Origin of the sequence: Arthrobacter sp. efr-133-TYG-120, assembly GCF_030209785.1 — a bacterium.
GTDB lineage: Bacteria > Actinomycetota > Actinomycetes > Actinomycetales > Micrococcaceae > Arthrobacter.
The window spans coordinates 1-16,858 of record NZ_JARVRI010000038.1 but is presented as its reverse complement, the minus strand read 5'-3'; the positions used below and the strand labels follow the sequence as shown (position 1 = coordinate 16,858).

Sequence of the window (16,858 nt, the reverse complement as noted above, 5' to 3'; positions counted from 1 at the left end):
CACGAAAGGCTTTTGTAAATGTTGAACCGTACACAAAGGTGTGGAACGAAGATCCGTACCGCTGGGGCCATCCTTCTCGCAGCGGGCCTCGCTATTAGCGCCTCCGGTTGCTCCGGATCGTCGGGCAGCTCAAAGCCCCTGGTCGGCCTCATTACCAAAACCGACGACAACCCGTACTACGTGAAGATGCGCGAAGGAGCACAGCAGAAGGCGTCTGAGCTCGGCTTCGATCTGCAGACGCTCTCCGGCCAAGGCCAAAGTGATAACGACTCACAGGTCAAGGACATTGAAAATCTGATCGCGCGGGGAGCCAAGGGAATCATGATCGCCCCGTCCGACTCCGAAGCCATCCTTCCCGCGATCAAGAAGGCACGCGATGCAGGAGTCTTCGTCGCCGTGCTCGATTCCCCAACCAATCCGACCAACGCCGCGGATGCCACCTACGCCACGGACAATTTCCAGGCCGGGGTCCTCATCGGTAAGTGGGCCGCCGCGCAGTTCAGCGGCAAACAGGCCCGCATCGCCATGCTCGACCTGAGCCCCGCCCAGGTCGCCGTTGACGTCCAAAGAGACCAGGGTTTCCTTCAAGGGTTCGGCATTGACATTGCCGACAAATCCAAAATCGGTGACGAATCCGATCCCCGGATCGTCGGCCACGAAGTCACCAACGCCAACGAAGCCGGTGGGCGGACAGCAATGGAGAAGCTCCTCCAGCGAGACCGCTCCATCAACCTCGTCTACACCATCAACGAGCCTGCAGCGGCCGGCGCCTTCGAATCCATCAAAGCCGCAGGCCTGGAGAGCAAGGTGACAGTAGTTTCCATCGACGGCGGCTGCCCCGGAGTTAAGGACGTCAAGGCCGGAGCCATCGGAGCCACCTCGATGCAGTTTCCGATCAAGATGGCCAGCGACGCACTCCAGGCCATCAGCGGTTACTTGAAGGACGGGACCAAGCCGACGACGACGGCCGGACTGGATTTCACCAACACTGGCGTCACCCTGATCACCGACAAACCGGCGCCGGGGGTCACATCTGAAGCCACTACCTGGGGCCTGGACAACTGCTGGGGCTAAACCCGGCACCCAGAACACAGTTCATTGAACAGCGAAGGTACAACAATGAAGTCAGTATCCGCGACCTCTGGGGCCCCTGCCGCGGCAACAGCCTCCGAGGCACCTGCCCAACGCAAGGTCGGCGAGCGCCTTGACGATCAACCTCCCGCCTCCTTCCTCGGCCGGGCCCAACGCCAGATGCACGCACACCCGCTCCTGGGACCAGCGGCGGTCCTGATCCTCGCCTGCGTGGTTTTCACCGCCATGGTGGGTCCCCGGTTCATGGATCCCCTCAACATCTCCCTCATCCTCCAGCAGGTGCAGATCATCGGCATGGTGGGCATCGCACAGACACTCATCATCCTGACCAGCGGCATCGATCTCTCGGTGGCCGCGGCGATGGTTTTCACCACCGTCATCTCCGGCAAGCTGGCCGCCGAAGCGGGGCTTCCGGCCGCCGTGGCCCTGCTGGTCGCGCTGGCAACGGGTGCCGCCTGCGGTCTCCTCAATGGCATCCTGGTGACACGTTTCCGGGTCCCGCCGTTCATCTCGACGCTGGGAACACTGAGCATCTTCACGGCCTTGAATCTGCTGGCATCCGGCAGCCAAACCATTAAGGCCAACGTCCTTCCGAATCTGTTCCTCTGGCCCGGTGAAACCTTCCGCGTCCTCGGCGCTCCCGTCACATACGGGTCCATCTTGGTCCTGCTGAGCTTCGTTGCGGTCGCCTTCATCCTCAAGCGCACTGCATGGGGCGAACACATCTACGCAGTGGGTGACAACGCCGAAGGCGCAAGGCTCAGCGGTATTCGCACTAACAGGGTCCTGCTCAGCGTCTACATCGTGGCCGGTGTCATCTGCGCGATTGCCGGCTGGCTCTTGATCGGCCGCGTCGGATCGGTCAGCCCGTTCTCCGGCGAGGGAGTCAACCTGGCCAGCGTTACGGCAGTGGTCATCGGAGGCACCAGCTTGTTTGGCGGCCGCGGCAATGTCTTGGGCACCCTCTTGGGGGCTTTGATCATCGGGGTCTTCAGCAACGGCCTGACCTTGGCCGGCGTCGATGTCCTCTGGCAGGTATTCACCACAGGCGTACTGGTCATCGTCGCAGTCGGACTGGACCAGTGGACTCGAAAGGTCGCGGGATGACCACCAACCCAACTTCCACCGTTCAGCCCATTCTCCATGCACGGAACCTCGTCAAGCGCTACGGCCACGTCACGGCACTCGCCGGCGCTGACCTGATGCTCTACCCGGGCGAAGTCCTGGCGGTCATCGGGGACAACGGGGCCGGCAAGTCCTCCTTGATCAAAGCACTGTCGGGGGCACTCATTCCGGACGAGGGCGAGATCCAGGTGGATGGCGTGACCCAGAAGTTCCGCTCTCCGCTGGACGCCCGAAGCGTCGGCATCGAGACCGTCTATCAGCAACTCGCCCTGGCTCCGGCCCGCGATATCGCCGCGAACCTCTTCCTGGGCCGCGAGATCCGTAAGCCAGGGCCGCTCGGCTGGGGGTTGCGGATGCTGGACCACAAGGCCATGCGCAAGGAGACTGCCCGCATCATGGGCGATCTCGGACTGTTGACCATCCAGAACATCGGCCAGGCAGTTGAAACACTTTCCGGCGGTCAGCGCCAGGGCGTAGCTGTGGCCCGTGCAGCGGCGTTCGGCAGCCGGGTAATCATCATGGATGAACCCACGGCAGCCTTGGGCGTCAAGGAATCCGGCAAGGTCCTGGACCTGATTGCAGGAATCCGCGACCGCGGCATCCCGGTGATCCTCATCAGCCACGACATGCCGCACGTGTTCGAAGTAGCGGATCGGATCCACGTCCAAAGGCTTGGCCGACGCATCGCATGCGTACAAAAGACAGACATCACCATGAACGATGCCGTGTCCCTTATGACGGGCGCCCAGGCGCCGCAGGACGAGCACGATCCCGAAGCACCGCCCGCGCGATTGGCCGTCCGATGAGGCAGCCTTGGACGGTCCGTGCGGACGGCGTCGCTCCCGACGTCGGCTACTTCACGCAAGTGGCGGACCCCGACGGCGGCCTCAGGTTCTGGTGGCTTGGCCAGGCAGGCTTCGCTCTGGAACATGGCGGGCGCAGAATACTTCTGGACCCTTATCTCTCCGACAGCCTCGCCACCAAGTATGCGGGCACCGTCTTCCCCCACACCCGCCTGCACCCGGTACCGGTAGACCCGTCGCGGCTCCAAGGGGTCAGCGCGGTACTCCACAGCCACGCCCACACCGACCATCTGGACCCGGACACCGTTAAGGGTCTATTGCATCAAAACAACCCGTTGTTCGTGGCGCCTAGGGCGCGGCGACAGGTGGCCCTCGACCGGCACATCCCGGAAGACTGCCTCCTGGCCGTCACCGCTGGAGAGCACGTCGAACTCGGCAGCGGCATCAAGGTCACAGCGATCCCGGCAGCCCACGAAGAACTCGAATTCGACGGGCAAGGCGACTCCGTCTTCCTCGGCTACATCCTGGAGATCGCCGGAGTGCGGATCTACCACTCGGGCGATTGCGTGCCGTACGACGGCCAGGCGGAACTGCTCCGCAGCCACAACGTGGACCTGGCTTTCCTCCCCATCAACGGGCGCGACAGTCGCCGCCTGCAGAACGGCGTTCCCGGCAACTTCACAGTGCGCGAAGCGGCAACCCTCTGCCAGGAAGCGGCGATTCCCGCCGTCGTCGGCCACCACTTCGGGCTGTTCGACTTCAACACGGTGGAGCGCAGCGACGCCGTCCGCGAGTTCGGCGATTTCGCCGGGGAGCTGCAATGGACCCTCCCCGAGGTGGGCCGATGCTACGCCATCGAGCGCGCCCAACAACCGGCCGAACAGCTGAAAGGAATGAGCTGACATGAACCTTGACCTTGAGAACGCCCTGCGGCGGGTCCGGATTGTTCCCGTCATCGAAATCGCCGACGCCGGCGACGCCGTCCCGCTCGGACGGACCCTGACGGAAGCCGGCCTGCCGGTCGCGGAAGTCACCTTCAGGACGCCTGCCGCTGCCGAAGCTATCGCCCGCATGGTGCGGGAAGTACCGGGACTGATGGTTGGTGCCGGCACGGTCCTTTCCGAGGCGGACGTGGATGCAGCCGTCGACGCCGGCGCCCACTTCCTGGTGTCACCTGGCCTGAATGCCGCTGTAGTTGAGCGCGCCCGCCGCGCCGGTATTCCGATCATCCCAGGCGTCACCTCACCCACCGAAATCGAAACGGCCCGCGCCCTCGGCCTGCGACTGCTGAAACTCTTCCCGGCGGAGGCGGTGGGCGGGCTTCCGCTGGTGAAGGCCTTCGCCGCCCCCTACCCGGATGTGGCCTTCATGCCGACCGGCGGAATCACGGCAGATACTGTCGCCGCTTGGCTGCAGGTACCAACCGTGGCAGCCTGCGGCGGATCTTGGATCGCCACCCGCTCCGACATCGCGGGCCAGCAGTGGGATGACATCCGCAGCAAAGCCAGCCAGGCGGTGCAACTCGCCTCCCAGGCCACCCCCTCCGTGGCGTCCCGGTGACGGCCACGAACCCCAACCAACCACAGAACCCAACACAACGAGGAGAACTCACAATGAGCGAAACATACGTCCCCCAGAACGGCGTGGCCCTGAGCGGCAAAGTCGCAATCGTCAGCGGCGCAGCTTCCGGCATCGGCGAGGCCGTGGCACGCATCTTTGCGGCCAACGAAAGCAACGTCCTGCTGGTAGACATCGACGAAGAACGCCTGGAAAAGGTCACCGCCAGCATTCGCGGCTATGGCCGCGGCGAAGTGCACTCCATCCTGGCGGACGTCACGGATGAACAGTCCGTCATCGACCTCTTTGCCTGGGCAAAGACCAATTGGGGCAGCGTTGACTTGCTGGTGAACAGCGCCGGCCGCGACTCCCTTGCGCCTCCGGTTGTCGACGTCACCCTCGACGAATGGAACAAGACCATGACTCCGAACCTGACCGCAGTCTTCCTGATGTGCCGCGAAGCATTCCGCATCATGGAGAAGCAGGAGAACGGCGGCCGCATCATCAACATGGGATCTTCATCCGCGCGCGTCGCCTCCGGTCCCGGCCACAGCCCCTACCGCGCTTCCAAGCACGGCCTCATGGGCTTCAGCAAGAACATCCTGCTTGAAGGCAAAGACAAGAAAATCGGCGTCACGGTCATCAACCCGTCCCACGTCAAGACCCCCATGACCGAAATCATCGACAAGGGCCTCTACGACGGCGACGTCCCGGCTTACATCGACGGCTGGCTGGACAAGAAGGAAATCGAAGAAGGCATCCACGCGAGCTGCATCGAGGTGGACAACGTCGCCGAGATCACCCTTTACGTCGCTACCCGCACCCCGGATGTCACCATTCCGCAGATCGCCCTCTACCCCACCCACAAGGCACACCGCTATGGCATGGAGGTCTAGCCGGTCATGAAAGCTGCCATTCTCAACGGACTCAATGACCTGGAGTACGGGGACATTCCGGAGCCTGAACCGGTCGGCGACGATCCGGTCCTGGTGAGGGTCGGCGCGGTCGGGGTCTGCGGTTCTGACGTGCTCCGCTACGGACACGGCAAGGCCTACCACTATCCACTAGTACTTGGGCACGAGTTCTCGGCGATCGTGGAAGAGGCTCCGGAGAGCTCCGGCCTGAACCCCGGGGACCGCGCCGCAGTTTTTCCCCTCCTGCACCGACACGGGGACCCCATGTCCGAAATCGGCGAGTACGCGCTCGGAACCGGGTACGACTATTTCGGTTCCCGGCGCGATGGCGCAATGTCGGAGCGGATGTGGGTTCCCGCAAAGAGCATCTTCCGGGTTCCGAGTGACACCCCGCTCACGCATGCTGCCATGGTGGAACCCGCGGGCGTTGCCCTGCACGCCATGCTCAAGCTGGACATCCCCACCCATGCCACCGCCCTGGTGATCGGGGCCGGGCCGATTGGCGCGCTGGCAGCACAGTGGCTGCGGATTCTCGGTTGTTCGCGGGTCCTCGTCGCTGACATCGATGACCGGAAGCTGGAGGTTATGTCCAGTCTTGGCTTCGAAACCCTGGACGCAAGAACGGGAAACACTGCCGACCTGGCCCGTTCCGCCACGGACGGCTGGGGACCGCAGATCACGGTAGAAGCCACGGGAAGCCCGAAGGCCCTCGTGCAAGCGATCGAAGCCGCCTCGGTCCAGGGGCAGGTGGTGCTTCTCGGCGATCTGAGTGGTGACCTGCAGCTGGCCAAGGGCGAAGTGTCTTCGCTGCTCCGCCGCGAACTGCGTCTTTACGGAACCTGGAACGCCAAAGTGACGCCGAAAGGCCACAGCGAATGGGATATGGTCATCGCCCATCTCGGCAAGGACCTGAAAGTGGAGGAACTCATCAGCCACGTTCGACCGCTGGAAGAGTCCCCCAGACTGTTCCGGCAGCTCACCGACCGCTCCATCTGGTACAACAAAGTGCTATTCGCCATCGCCGAAGAAGCCCAGTCGGAGGTACGAACCCAATGAAAGCTGCAAGGCTCCACTCCGCAGGCAACATCACCGTAGATGAAGTTGCACGCCCCACCGCCGGACCCGGTGACATCGTCATCAAGGTCCGGGCGGCTTCCATCTGCGGCACGGACCGCAGGATCGCAGCCAACGGCCATTTCAAGCTTCCGGAAGGTACACCGCGGGTACTCGGACACGAGTTTGCCGGCGACATCGTGTCGGCCGGGCCGGAAGTGGCGGGCTACGCCGTGGGTGACCGGGTCAGCGTTACACCCAACGTCGGTTGCGGAAGGTGCCAAAGCTGCCTGGTGGGTCTCAACAACATGTGCCCCTCGTACGAGGCGTTTGGCATCACCATGGATGGCGGATTCCAGGAATACGTCTTGATCCCCCGATTTGCCATCGAACGCGGGAACGTCTTCCATCTGCCTGACAGAGTGGACTACGCCGAAGCAGCTTTGGTGGAACCCCTGTCCTGCTGCTACAACGCGATCAGCAAACTGGACATCGGGCCGGAGTCGACAGTGCTCATCATGGGTGCCGGTCCGATCGGTGCGTGCCACGTTATGCTGTCCAAGCTCTACGGTGCCGCCAAGGTCATCGTGTCCAACAACCGGCAGGCGAGGCTCGACTTCGCAGGGTCGGTGGGGGCGGACGTCCTGGTTAACCTCGGCGAGCGCGAACTGGCCGCAGTAGTCGCCGAGGAGACAGCGGGCAAGGGTGTCGATGTGGCCCTGACGTGCGTGTCGAAGCCGGAGGTACAAGCGGAGGCGGTGGATCTGCTCGCAATGCATGGCCGGGTCAACTTCTTTGCCGGTTTGGGCAAGGTCCAGAGGGTCCCTGTGGACACCAACCGCGTCCACTACCAGGGCCTCACCTTGACCGGTACAACGGGGTCCAGTAACTCCGACTATGCGGCGTCTTTGCGGCTTGTTGGACAGGGCCGGTTGAATCTCTCGCCACTGGTCACCCAGACCTTCACACTGGATGACATCGAGAAGGCCATGGCCTATGCAGGATCGGGCCAGGGGATGAAGGCCATGATCCTTTTCGAATCGAATTGATGCGGTGGGCCTCAAACCCGCAACGCGCACAGAAATGGACCGGCGATGACAACGAAGTACATCATGGCGCTGGATGCCGGGACCACCGGCATCCGGGCAATAATCTATAACTCAAACGTTGAGATCGTGGGCGAAGCCAGTCAGGAGTTCACCCAGATATACCCCAAGCCGGGGTGGGTGGAACACGATCCCATGGAAATTTGGAACACCCAGCTGGCTGTCGCCCGCCGCGCGCTGCTCGGAGCCAACATCGATCCGCACGACATCGGCGCCATTGGGGTGACCAACCAGCGCGAAACCACTGTCGTCTGGGACCGCAGTACCGGCAAGCCGGTCATGAACGCGATCGTGTGGCAGGACCGGCGGACGGCAGGGGTCTGCGACAGTCTCAAGGAGAGGGGCTTGGAGGAACACGTCCGTTCCACCACAGGTCTGGTCGTTGATGCGTACTTCTCCGGCACCAAGATTGCATGGATCCTGGATAACGTACCCGGGGCACGTGCCCGGGCAGAAGCCGGCGAACTGTGTTTCGGCACCATCGACAGCTGGCTGATCTGGAACCTGACGGCCGGAGCGGCTCACGTCACTGACTATTCCAACGCCGCCCGGACCATGCTGTTCAACATCAACACGTTGGACTGGGACGACAAACTGCTCACCGAGATCGGCGTGCCCCGCCTCATCCTTCCCGAGGTCCGTCCGAGCAGCGAGATCTACGGACATACCTGCGACGGGATCTTCGCCGGTGCCCACATTCCGGTCGCAGCCGCCATCGGAGACCAACAGGCCGCGTTGTTCGGTCAGGCATGCTTCGACCGGGGCATGGTCAAAGCCACCTACGGCACGGGCGCGAGCCTGGTCATGAACACCGGCGATAAGCCCGTCAGCTCGTCGAACGGCATGCTGACCACCATCGCATGGGGCATCGGCGGCAGGGTCGAATATGCGCTCGAAGGGCTGATCTTCGTAGCCGCTGCGTCAATCCAATGGCTGCGCGATGAGCTTCGGGTCATCTACGATTCGGCGGACAGCGAATACGCCGCGATGCGGGTGGAGGATTCGGGCGGGGTGTACGTTGTTCCAGCGTTCACGGGTCTTGCAGCCCCTTACTGGGATCCGTACGCGCGGGGCGCGATCCTCGGGCTCACACGGGGATCGAGCCGGAACCACATCATCCGCGCCACGCTTGAATCCATCGCCTTCCAGATCAAGGACGTCATCAATTGCATGGAAGCCGATGCCGGCCTCCCCGTCTCCGAAATCAGGGTCGACGGCGGTGCCGTGCGGAACAACTTCCTCATGCAATTCCAAGCCGACATGGTCAATGTCCCGGTCCTCCGTCCCCGCCAAGTGGAGTCCACGGCCCGCGGAGCCGCTCTCCTGGCAGGCTTGGCCTGCGGATTCTGGACCAGCCAGGACGAACTGCGTGACACCTTTGCGCTCGACCGTGCCTTTGTCCCGGACATGTCCGAAGAGAAACGCTCCGCCCTGTACGCCGGCTGGCAGAAGGCCGTCGCCCGCGCCTGCGACTGGGAAGAGCACGAAACCACCACCCCACCGACCACCACACTCTAGGAGCGCCCCGTGACGCTACTGCCCGCCGTCGAACCGACGATGTACTTCGTCGGTGTCACGACGAACAAATCCTCCATTATGAAAGTCTTCCCGGCCTGGGCCGAAGAACTGGGCCTTGACGCAACCCTGAAGGGCATCGACCTCCCCCCGGGTGCCCCGTCGCAGGCGTACCGCGACGTCGTCGGATTTCTGAAATCCGATCCCCTTTCACTCGGGGCTCTGGTGACCACCCACAAGCTGGACATTGTGAGCGCCGCCCGCGACCTCTTCGACGAGTTTGGCGCGGACGCGCAGATCCTGCACGAGATCAGCAGCATCAGCAAACGGTCAACGCGCCTCTGGGGCAACGCCATGGACGCCGTTACCAGCGGACTCGCCTTGGAGGCCATCCTTCCCGAGAACTACTGGGAGAACTCATCTGCAGACCTGGTTCTGCTCGGCGCCGGGGGTTCCTCCCTTGCCCTGACCCTGTATCTGCACCAGCGCGCTGCCGCCGGCCTGCCCGGACCCAAGAAGATCATTGTCACAAACCGCCGGAAGCTCCGGCTAGATGAAATGCGGGCGATGCATGCCGGGATTGGGAGCACGCTGCCGATCACCTACGTCCAGGCCAAGGATGAGTCGACCAACGACGAAGTCGTCTCCAACGCGTCGCCCGGCTCCCTCATCATCAACGCAACCGGACTGGGCAAAGACCGCCCGGGCTCGCCGCTGACGGATGGCGTCACCTTCCCGGAGGAAGCAATTGCCTGGGACTTCAATTACCGCGGGGACCTCGTCTTCCTGGACCAGGCCAGGGCTCAACGGCCAGGGCTGCACGTCCGGGTCGAGGACGGCTGGGTGTACTTCATCCACGGATGGACCCGCGTGATCGCCGACGTCTTCAAAATCGATATCCCCACCCGGGGGGCGGATTTCGACCGTCTCTCCGAAATCGCCCAGCACGTTACCAAGAAGGAGATTCCCTCATGAACACCACCCCCGCAACCACGGTCCAGGCCGTTGTCACCGACTTCAACGTCACCACCGGCCTGTCTACCACCAAGGCCCCCCTGCAGCGGCGCCTCTCGGCCATGGCAGACATGTATGCGGACCAGGAAGCGGCCACCGCACAGCTCGCCGAGGAGGACGTGCTCGTGTATGAGTTCTTCGATATGGGCGTCCCCTCCACCAACGGCGACGTGGCCTACGGCACCAGCATCACCTACCCGGGCAAGGTCGGCGACGAGTACTACATGACCAAGGGCCACTTCCATGAGGTCCTGGACACGGCGGAAATCTACTACTGCCTGAGCGGCCGCGGCTACATGCTCATGGAAAACCCGGAAGGTGACTGGCAAGCCGCGGAATTCACTCCGGGCCAGGCTGTTTACGTGCCCCGCCGCTACGCGCACCGCAGCATCAATGTTTCGGACACCGAGCCCCTGGTAACGTTTTTCGCCTTCCCCGGACACGCCGGCCACGACTACGGAACCATCGAGACCAAGGGGTTCCGGAAGCTTTGCGTCGAACGTGACGGCAAGCCCGAATTCATCGACAACCCCCGATGGCAGGCCTAACCAACATGTCTACGCCGATCATCAGTGCCAACGGCCGCAAGGGCCGTATCGCGGTGACCCCCCGTTCCATTTCGGACGGGGGGCACCCCGCCCTGCGGCAGCTGGAAATGGCAGGATACGACGTCGTCTATCCCGCCCCGGGCGCTGTCCCCACCGAACGCCAGCTCCGTAAGGACTTGCCAGGATGTGTTGGGTACATTGCCGGCACGGAAATTCTCAGCGGCCCTCTTCTAGCCGAGTTCCGGGAGCTCAAAGCCATCTCCCGCAACGGAGTGGGCGTTGACTCCATCGACGTTGAGGCTGCAAAACGCCTTGGAATCAGCATCCTGACGGCGCCCGGAGCCAATTCCCAAGGCGTGGCGGAACTGACCATTGCTTTGATCCTGGCTAGCATCCGCAGCATCCCGTGGCACGACGGCCAGCTCAAAGCAGGCCAGTGGAACCGCCGTCCCGGCCGTGAACTCGCAGGGCGCGTCCTCGGGCTGATTGGCTGCGGACAGATCGGACGCCGCGTAGCAGGCATGGCGCTGGGTCTGGGCATGAAAGTCCTCGCGTTTGATGAATATCCAATGGCGTCATTTAATCCGTCGGAGGACTTCTCGTGGGCGTCGCTGGAGACCGTGCTTTCATCAAGCCACGTCATTTCGCTGCATGTCCCTCCGGCGGACGAGCCCGTCATCGGTCCGAAGTCCATCGGTCTCCTCCAGGAAGGGGTTGCGATCATCAATACGGCGAGGGCATCGCTCATCGACGACGACGCGGTCTTGGCGGCGCTGAACTCAGGCCAGATCGGCTTCCTGGCCACCGATGTTTTCCGGTCCGAACCACCAGAGCCCAGCCCCCTGGTCTCGCATCCGAACGTCATCGCGACACCGCATATCGGTGGCTACACTAGGGAAAGCGTTGACAGAGCCACTTGGGCGGCTGTGGACAACCTGCTTCAGGCCCTCGCGAACCAGCACTAGACCGGAGACTGCCACATGACGGAGACCTTCACCGAAGGTGGACTGCTGCACCGGATCTCGGCGCGGCTCCCCTACCTTCCGCCTTCGCTCCGTCTTGTGGCCGAAGCGGTGCTGAAGTCTCCGGAGCGGGCCCAGGCCATGACCATAACCGAACTGGCACTCGCTGCCGGGGTCGGCGAGTCCACTGTCTCCCGGTTCGTCAAGGAGCTCGGCGTGGACGGGTACAAGTCGTTGTTGCTGGGCCTGGCCGAGGCGACCTTCATTTCGAAGGCCGCCACGGGCACGCAGCAGGCTGCCTCCGAGGTGGTCTACGAGGGTGTCAATCGGGGAGATTCAGCGGCCGAGATTGTCGGCAAAGTCGAACGCAGCAGCATTCAGTCGCTCCGGCGCACCGGGAACAGGCAGGACGTCGAGACTATCGAGCGTGCAGTTGACATGATCGATTCCTCTGCCACCTTGGTTTTCTGCTGCATGGGGTCCTCCAGCATCGCAGCCGAGGAAGCCGTCATGCGCTTCACTCGCGCCGGGAAAAAGTGCATGCTCTACCGCGACACCACCATCCAGGTGATGCTGGCCTCGATTCTGGCGCCCGGTGACGTGCTCATCGGCATCAGTGACTCGGGCCAGAGCACACCTATCATCGAAGCGATGCACCTCGCCCAGCAACGCGGAGCGGCAACCATCGCCATTACTGGCACCGAAGGCTCCCCGATGCTTGAGTACTCGGACGTTGTCCTCTATACGGCCACCGTCCCCAGCGGCGGGGAGCTCTACGGCGAGTCGGTGACCAGTAAATGGGGGCAACTGCTGGTCATCGACATCCTCTACGCGGCCTACGCCACCCGGCACTACGACGCCACAGTTGAGCACCTCAAACAGACCTATCAGGGTGCGATCCGCCAATCACGCAGCGGTCTCCCGCAATCTCCGCGACAAGGCAACTGAACCGACGTTGCCGCACAACGAGTGCGCGGCACGGCTTGTCGCTCACTGGCCAGCGGCTGCGGCGTCCCTGCCCCGGCTCCAGGTTCCATCTGAAGGCCAACTCTTAACCCACCGCAGAAGATCGGACGCATCCAGTGAGGCCCGCACGAGATCTGCGGTCGGCCTCTGATCAGTGGAAGCCGGAATGCCAATCACTTTCAGGCCCGCGGAACGCGCAGCGGCCGCACCGGCCTCGGAGTCCTCGAAAGCCAAGCAGTCTTCAGGATCAAAACCCAGAGCGGCAGCGGCCGCCAGATACACGTCAGGCATCGGCTTTGGGTTGGCGACCTCCTCAGCGGAGACCGTGACCGCGAACCCTCCATCGAATCCGCCCCGCAGAAGTGCCTGGTCCAGGATGCGACGGGCAGAGTTGCTTGCCACGGCCACAGGCACCCTCGAGGAGACTGCTGCGACGAACGTCTGCGCCCCGGGCATCGGTTCAGCCGATTGGGCAACCATCGCGCCGTTGACCTCGAGCAATTGACCGACGATCGTCGCGGGGTCCTCCCCCACGTGTGCTGCAATGAGCGGTCCGATGTGAGTTGCAGGAAGACCAACGAGTCGTCGCTGAAGATTGGCGTCAAACACTACGCCATATCTTTCACAAACAAGACGCTGTGTCCGAATCCAGAGGGATTCGGTATCCATCAAAAGGCCGTCGCAATCAAAAACAACGGCTCGGGGGCGCCAATCGCCAAAAGCGGCCTCCACATCCGACGTGACTGCGCATGGATTCAAGAGATGTTGCTGGGCCCCGCTCGGCCCCCCGGGACTTTGGCCGTACGAGTCATCTAGCACCCGGAAATAATACCAAAGGCACACAGACGCTCGTGTAAATATCGGGTGTTCCTGCATACTGGATCTAGCCAGATTGACAACGTCAGGAGTTACCTCGCGATGACCCGCGGCTTGACCGGAAATTCGCAAGTTCGCGCTGGCTCACGGCCACCGAAATGACACCATGACCCTGCGCCCATGTCGATGCTGAGACCTGCGACCTGCAGCATGCGACAACGCCTAAGAGAAGGCCGGACGCCGGGCCGGCGTCGGGCTTTCCGCGGACGGCACAGTCTTCGTATAGTCTCAAGCGGCACCCCCAATAATGGTGATCTCCAGGCAGCGACCGCGGTTCATCCGTGCATTGCATCGCCCTAAGCAGAGGATCGACGGTGCCCCCGAGACCGTGGCCCTGATTTCAGGCTTGCGCATTGCTCGGCAGACTACAGTAATTCGCCACGGCCCGGCCTTCGCATAGCATGCGGAGGACTTCTGGCAGATCCGCTACACGAACTCGACCAAATCATGTAGGCCCGACCCGGTCCCACCATGAAGAAAGCAAGACCGCAGAACCTCGCTACAAAGGAATGAGGCACCCACAACAGCAACGGCCACCAAAAAACGGGCCCCGCAAGGGCCTACAAAAAGCTGATTTGTGCACAGTCAGAGGGCCAAAGGCCCCCTGACCTGTGGAAACACATGCCCAAGGCGGAACTCGAACCGCATTCCGACCCTCGAAAACGGTAAGTCCCGAAAACATAGCCAATCCGAGCCAGTCCGGCCGATATACGACCCAATCCGAAGGCAAAGGTGCGCACATTGTGCACACCGGGTTTTTGGCCGTCGAACTCCCCCACCGACCGCAAAATCAGGAATCCCGAACCGAAGCACCGTCCCAGCCGTTACGGGATCGTCCCATACGCGGGCCTGCTGTTCGCAGCGACCGGTTGCTCCCCCGTTGTCACCACCGCCGACACGTGCCCAGACCGCGAAGCATCATCTTGAATACATGGCCTACGGCTCCTGTCGAGGCTTGCCGTTCGCGGCCACGCCAACAGGGATGGCCTGGTCACCGAACTGAACATGGCTTGGCTGCAGAACAGCATGAGCCAGTCCATGTCTTCCACCACGATGGCGATCTCGTTGGAGATGATGCGAAACTGGCTCTGGAACGGCCCCGACAACTCTGCTTCGTAACCACACGGTTGGTCGGCGGTGGCGCCCCTTGCGGTGGGTTCTGACGGTATGCTTTGGCCGCAACTGGCCGGTGTCAACGACCGGCTCGATCATGGGGGACGGTCAATGGGCTTCAGCGGCTTCTCTGGCAGGTCGGCTGCCGTGCTTCTCACCTTAGGCGTGGGGGTGTGTCTGTCAGTGGCAGGATGCTCCGGCCCAGAGCCATCGGCCACCGCCGGCAGTGGAGGCGCTGTGTCGCAAGCCCGCAGCGACAGAGTGTCGCCGGCGGCTGCCCAGCCGGCCTCGGGCCTCATACTCGCCCGGACTGACTCGAGCGGAAACGCAGAGGTGGACGCCATCGACCCAACCACTGGAGCCGCCCGCACCGTCGCGACGTTCGTCTCGCCCGACACGTCCATCTCCATCGATCCGGAGATCGTGGAGCTGACCTACGGATCCTCTCCGATGGAACGAGCCATGTTCTCCCCCGACTTCCACCGAGTGGTCGCTGTGAAGAAGACCTCCGATGCCGCCGTGCACGTTGGTTGGCTCGACACCACGGGAACGTTCACCGACGTCAGTGCAGCAACGAACGGAGCCCCCGGTTCCGCCACTGTCACCGCTGATAATACCCCGATGTTCGGCACCGACGGGACGTTCTAATTCGCCCGCCGCGAGGCCGGCGGCGGGCCAAAGAAACAGCCCACAATCATGAAAGTCCCAAACGGATTCACCGGACCGGCAACTGCTATGAAAACCCTCACCCCCGATGAGGGGGTGAACTACTTCGTCAACCCGGACGGGACTTTCGTAGGGGTCCAATACGGGGGCGGTACGTTTCAGGAAAACGGTGCAGGCGTCGGAGGCTACGTTGTCCAGGACTGGATCAGCTCCAGTGAGTATGTAGCGGTCGATTTCAGCCAAAGCGGGATCTACCGGGTCAAGGCGAAGCCTCGCAGCAAGTCCGACCTAATGGACCCGCCCACGGAGGGCATAGCCCTGCTCCCGCGGACGGACCGGACCCCCTCCTACACGGTCGTGAGCCCTGACGGTGCCAAGGTTGCATTCCTCGCGACGGCCCCCGACTCAAGCAACGTCGAGGTGTACACCGTCGAGTCCGCAGGAGGCGGAACACCGAAGAAGGTTCCAGCCAGCGCGGTACCTCACAAAGCCAAACTCATCGGCTGGAAATGACGGACAGCTTCTAGCGGAGCTGCTGTGCCCTTTAGTTATGCCAGTCTCCTGCGGAGCAGCTTACGTTTCCTGGGTTCTTTCTCCTCGACGAGCCGCCAGGCAACCATGTCCAGGGCCCGCAAAGGCGTTACTTCCGGACCGCCGGCCGGTGCGAGTGCGGCGATGTCCGTCCAGCGCCGCAGACCGTCTTTGAGGTCTTTCTGGATGTGGGGCAGCCAAGCGGTCATGTAATCCGTGTTTGACCGGCCCTTTACGCTGTCCATCCTCTTTTTCCCGAGCCTGCCGTAGCAGCGCCAGATGTTGTCATCGTAGAGCGGCAGCAGGCCCAGCCGTTTCAGATGCAAGATCTTGGCAAGCTTCACCAGGCGCAGTTGCTGGGTCTTCCGGCCGTCCAGGACACCGTAGAGCTCCGCGATGGCCGACAGGGTCTCCGGACCGGCCTGATCCAAAGTGCCGGTCAAGTGTTTGTTACGCAGGAGCGGGTCGATGTGCTCCAGGATCTTCAGGAATGTGTACCGGGTCTTGAGCGGGTCCTGTCCGGCGTTCAAGAGCCCGGCGGCCAAGGCATCCTGAGAACCGACGGAATTCCGGTCGCCATTGCCCGGGTAGCTGTCGTATGCAGGGTAAGACCACTGGCCGGGCTGGTTCATGTACTCCCAGGCGAGCTCTTTGGCGTGCTGGACGCTGACATCCAGGCCGCCCACGATAAGAGTCTCCGTCATGCGCCTGAGCCTACAGCCGCACACATCAGGGCATGAGCACGTTCGCTGAGGTGACGGCCTGTTCGTCCGCCGGCACCCGCAAAGGACTGATCCGGCGATCGGCGGCGGCCGCTGCGGAAAGCATTCCCAGGGCGGCCGTTTCATGCCAAGAGACTCTCGAAATGACCTCCTGCGAAGACCCTGTTCATCGCTTCGGGCGGTTCGAGTCGGCCTGAGCTGCCGCCTGCCGACCGAAACCACCCTCGGGTCGGCTTGTTTGGGACTGCCCCCGGTTTTGTTGACTCCTTGACCTAGCGAGCTGGTGCTCGTGGAA

The 16,858-nt window shown here is 62.7% G+C and carries 17 protein-coding genes; 15 read left to right on the top strand and 2 right to left on the bottom strand.

Annotated features, from left to right (window positions below; translation table 11 throughout):
- The first annotated feature begins 18 nt into the window (after positions 1–18).
- Genes QRN51_RS20335 through QRN51_RS20275 form a run of 13 tightly spaced genes read left to right on the top strand, consistent with a single transcriptional unit; the run spans position 19 to position 12,637 of the window.
- On the top strand, positions 19–1,074 hold the full coding sequence (locus QRN51_RS20335; RefSeq protein WP_284991645.1) for a substrate-binding domain-containing protein: 1,056 nt from the start codon (positions 19–21) through the stop codon (positions 1,072–1,074).
- 45 nt (positions 1,075–1,119) lie between these two features.
- Positions 1,120–2,199, top strand: a complete 1,080-nt coding sequence (locus tag QRN51_RS20330) for an ABC transporter permease (protein WP_284991644.1) — start codon at positions 1,120–1,122, stop codon at positions 2,197–2,199.
- Entirely contained in the window at positions 2,196–3,023 is an 828-nt protein-coding gene (locus QRN51_RS20325; protein ID WP_284991643.1) for an ATP-binding cassette domain-containing protein, read from the top strand. The genes QRN51_RS20330 and QRN51_RS20325 overlap by 4 nt, the downstream gene beginning before the upstream one ends.
- On the top strand, positions 3,020–3,922 hold the full coding sequence (locus tag QRN51_RS20320) for an MBL fold metallo-hydrolase (protein ID WP_284991642.1): 903 nt from the start codon (positions 3,020–3,022) through the stop codon (positions 3,920–3,922). Before QRN51_RS20325 ends, QRN51_RS20320 begins: the two co-directional genes overlap by 4 nt.
- A gap of 1 nt (position 3,923) precedes the next feature.
- Positions 3,924–4,580, top strand: a complete 657-nt coding sequence (eda, locus tag QRN51_RS20315) for a bifunctional 4-hydroxy-2-oxoglutarate aldolase/2-dehydro-3-deoxy-phosphogluconate aldolase (RefSeq protein WP_284991641.1) — start codon at positions 3,924–3,926, stop codon at positions 4,578–4,580.
- A 53-nt stretch (positions 4,581–4,633) separates the two neighbouring features.
- Complete coding sequence (locus QRN51_RS20310) at positions 4,634–5,473, top strand: SDR family oxidoreductase (protein ID WP_284991640.1); 840 nt, start codon at positions 4,634–4,636, stop codon at positions 5,471–5,473.
- A 6-nt stretch (positions 5,474–5,479) separates the two neighbouring features.
- Entirely contained in the window at positions 5,480–6,547 is a 1,068-nt protein-coding gene (locus tag QRN51_RS20305; protein ID WP_284991639.1) for a galactitol-1-phosphate 5-dehydrogenase, read from the top strand.
- Entirely contained in the window at positions 6,544–7,593 is a 1,050-nt protein-coding gene (locus tag QRN51_RS20300) for a zinc-dependent dehydrogenase (protein WP_284991638.1), read from the top strand. The genes QRN51_RS20305 and QRN51_RS20300 overlap by 4 nt, the downstream gene beginning before the upstream one ends.
- Before the next feature lie 45 nt (positions 7,594–7,638).
- Positions 7,639–9,168: a glycerol kinase GlpK gene (gene glpK, locus QRN51_RS20295; RefSeq protein ID WP_284991637.1), complete on the top strand. Its 1,530-nt coding sequence runs from the start codon at positions 7,639–7,641 to the stop codon at positions 9,166–9,168.
- 9 nt (positions 9,169–9,177) lie between these two features.
- The gene (locus QRN51_RS20290) at positions 9,178–10,140 is read left to right on the top strand and encodes a shikimate dehydrogenase (protein ID WP_284991636.1); all 963 of its coding nucleotides are present in this window, start codon (positions 9,178–9,180) and stop codon (positions 10,138–10,140) included.
- The gene (locus QRN51_RS20285; protein ID WP_284991635.1) at positions 10,137–10,727 is read left to right on the top strand and encodes a glucose-6-phosphate isomerase; all 591 of its coding nucleotides are present in this window, start codon (positions 10,137–10,139) and stop codon (positions 10,725–10,727) included. Before QRN51_RS20290 ends, QRN51_RS20285 begins: the two co-directional genes overlap by 4 nt.
- A gap of 5 nt (positions 10,728–10,732) precedes the next feature.
- Positions 10,733–11,692 carry a phosphoglycerate dehydrogenase gene (locus tag QRN51_RS20280; RefSeq protein WP_284991634.1) on the top strand — a complete coding sequence of 320 codons (960 nt, stop codon included), beginning with the start codon at positions 10,733–10,735 and terminating at the stop codon, positions 11,690–11,692.
- 15 nt (positions 11,693–11,707) lie between these two features.
- Positions 11,708–12,637, top strand: a complete 930-nt coding sequence (locus QRN51_RS20275; protein WP_284991633.1) for a MurR/RpiR family transcriptional regulator — start codon at positions 11,708–11,710, stop codon at positions 12,635–12,637.
- 42 nt (positions 12,638–12,679) lie between these two features.
- Here the strand turns inward: QRN51_RS20275 and QRN51_RS20270 are convergent, their stop codons facing one another.
- Complete coding sequence (locus QRN51_RS20270) at positions 12,680–13,531, bottom strand: HAD family hydrolase (protein WP_284991632.1); 852 nt, start codon at positions 13,529–13,531, stop codon at positions 12,680–12,682.
- A 1,350-nt stretch (positions 13,532–14,881) separates the two neighbouring features.
- On the opposite strand from QRN51_RS20270, the gene QRN51_RS20265 reads away from it, so the two are divergent.
- Both QRN51_RS20265 and QRN51_RS20260 read left to right on the top strand, forming a co-directional pair.
- A complete protein-coding gene (locus QRN51_RS20265; RefSeq protein WP_284991631.1) occupies positions 14,882–15,292 on the top strand; it encodes a hypothetical protein in 411 nt (136 codons plus the stop codon).
- 48 nt (positions 15,293–15,340) lie between these two features.
- Positions 15,341–15,823 (top strand): hypothetical protein, encoded by a 483-nt coding sequence (locus QRN51_RS20260; protein WP_284991630.1) that lies wholly within the window; start codon positions 15,341–15,343, stop codon positions 15,821–15,823.
- 35 nt (positions 15,824–15,858) lie between these two features.
- Here QRN51_RS20260 and QRN51_RS20255 read toward each other — a convergent pair whose 3' ends face one another.
- A complete protein-coding gene (locus QRN51_RS20255; protein WP_284991629.1) occupies positions 15,859–16,545 on the bottom strand; it encodes a DUF6308 family protein in 687 nt (228 codons plus the stop codon).
- Positions 16,546–16,858: the final 313 nt, after the last annotated feature.

What these genes read in the sequence shown, in the direction of transcription:
- QRN51_RS20335 (WP_284991645.1), top strand. Translation starts at nt 19, where the DNA reads ATGTTGAACCGTACACAAAGGTGTGGAACGAAGATCCGTACCGCTGGG.
- QRN51_RS20330 (WP_284991644.1), top strand. Translation starts at nt 1,120, where the DNA reads ATGAAGTCAGTATCCGCGACCTCTGGGGCCCCTGCCGCGGCAACAGCC.
- QRN51_RS20325 (WP_284991643.1), top strand. Translation starts at nt 2,196, where the DNA reads ATGACCACCAACCCAACTTCCACCGTTCAGCCCATTCTCCATGCACGG.
- QRN51_RS20320 (WP_284991642.1), top strand. Translation starts at nt 3,020, where the DNA reads ATGAGGCAGCCTTGGACGGTCCGTGCGGACGGCGTCGCTCCCGACGTC.
- eda (WP_284991641.1), top strand. Translation starts at nt 3,924, where the DNA reads ATGAACCTTGACCTTGAGAACGCCCTGCGGCGGGTCCGGATTGTTCCC.
- QRN51_RS20310 (WP_284991640.1), top strand. Translation starts at nt 4,634, where the DNA reads ATGAGCGAAACATACGTCCCCCAGAACGGCGTGGCCCTGAGCGGCAAA.
- QRN51_RS20305 (WP_284991639.1), top strand. Translation starts at nt 5,480, where the DNA reads ATGAAAGCTGCCATTCTCAACGGACTCAATGACCTGGAGTACGGGGAC.
- QRN51_RS20300 (WP_284991638.1), top strand. Translation starts at nt 6,544, where the DNA reads ATGAAAGCTGCAAGGCTCCACTCCGCAGGCAACATCACCGTAGATGAA.
- glpK (WP_284991637.1), top strand. Translation starts at nt 7,639, where the DNA reads ATGACAACGAAGTACATCATGGCGCTGGATGCCGGGACCACCGGCATC.
- QRN51_RS20285 (WP_284991635.1), top strand. Translation starts at nt 10,137, where the DNA reads ATGAACACCACCCCCGCAACCACGGTCCAGGCCGTTGTCACCGACTTC.
- QRN51_RS20280 (WP_284991634.1), top strand. Translation starts at nt 10,733, where the DNA reads ATGTCTACGCCGATCATCAGTGCCAACGGCCGCAAGGGCCGTATCGCG.
- QRN51_RS20275 (WP_284991633.1), top strand. Translation starts at nt 11,708, where the DNA reads ATGACGGAGACCTTCACCGAAGGTGGACTGCTGCACCGGATCTCGGCG.
- QRN51_RS20270 (WP_284991632.1), bottom strand. Translation starts at nt 13,531, where the DNA reads ATGCAGGAACACCCGATATTTACACGAGCGTCTGTGTGCCTTTGGTAT.
- QRN51_RS20260 (WP_284991630.1), top strand. Translation starts at nt 15,341, where the DNA reads ATGAAAGTCCCAAACGGATTCACCGGACCGGCAACTGCTATGAAAACC.
- QRN51_RS20255 (WP_284991629.1), bottom strand. Translation starts at nt 16,545, where the DNA reads ATGACGGAGACTCTTATCGTGGGCGGCCTGGATGTCAGCGTCCAGCAC.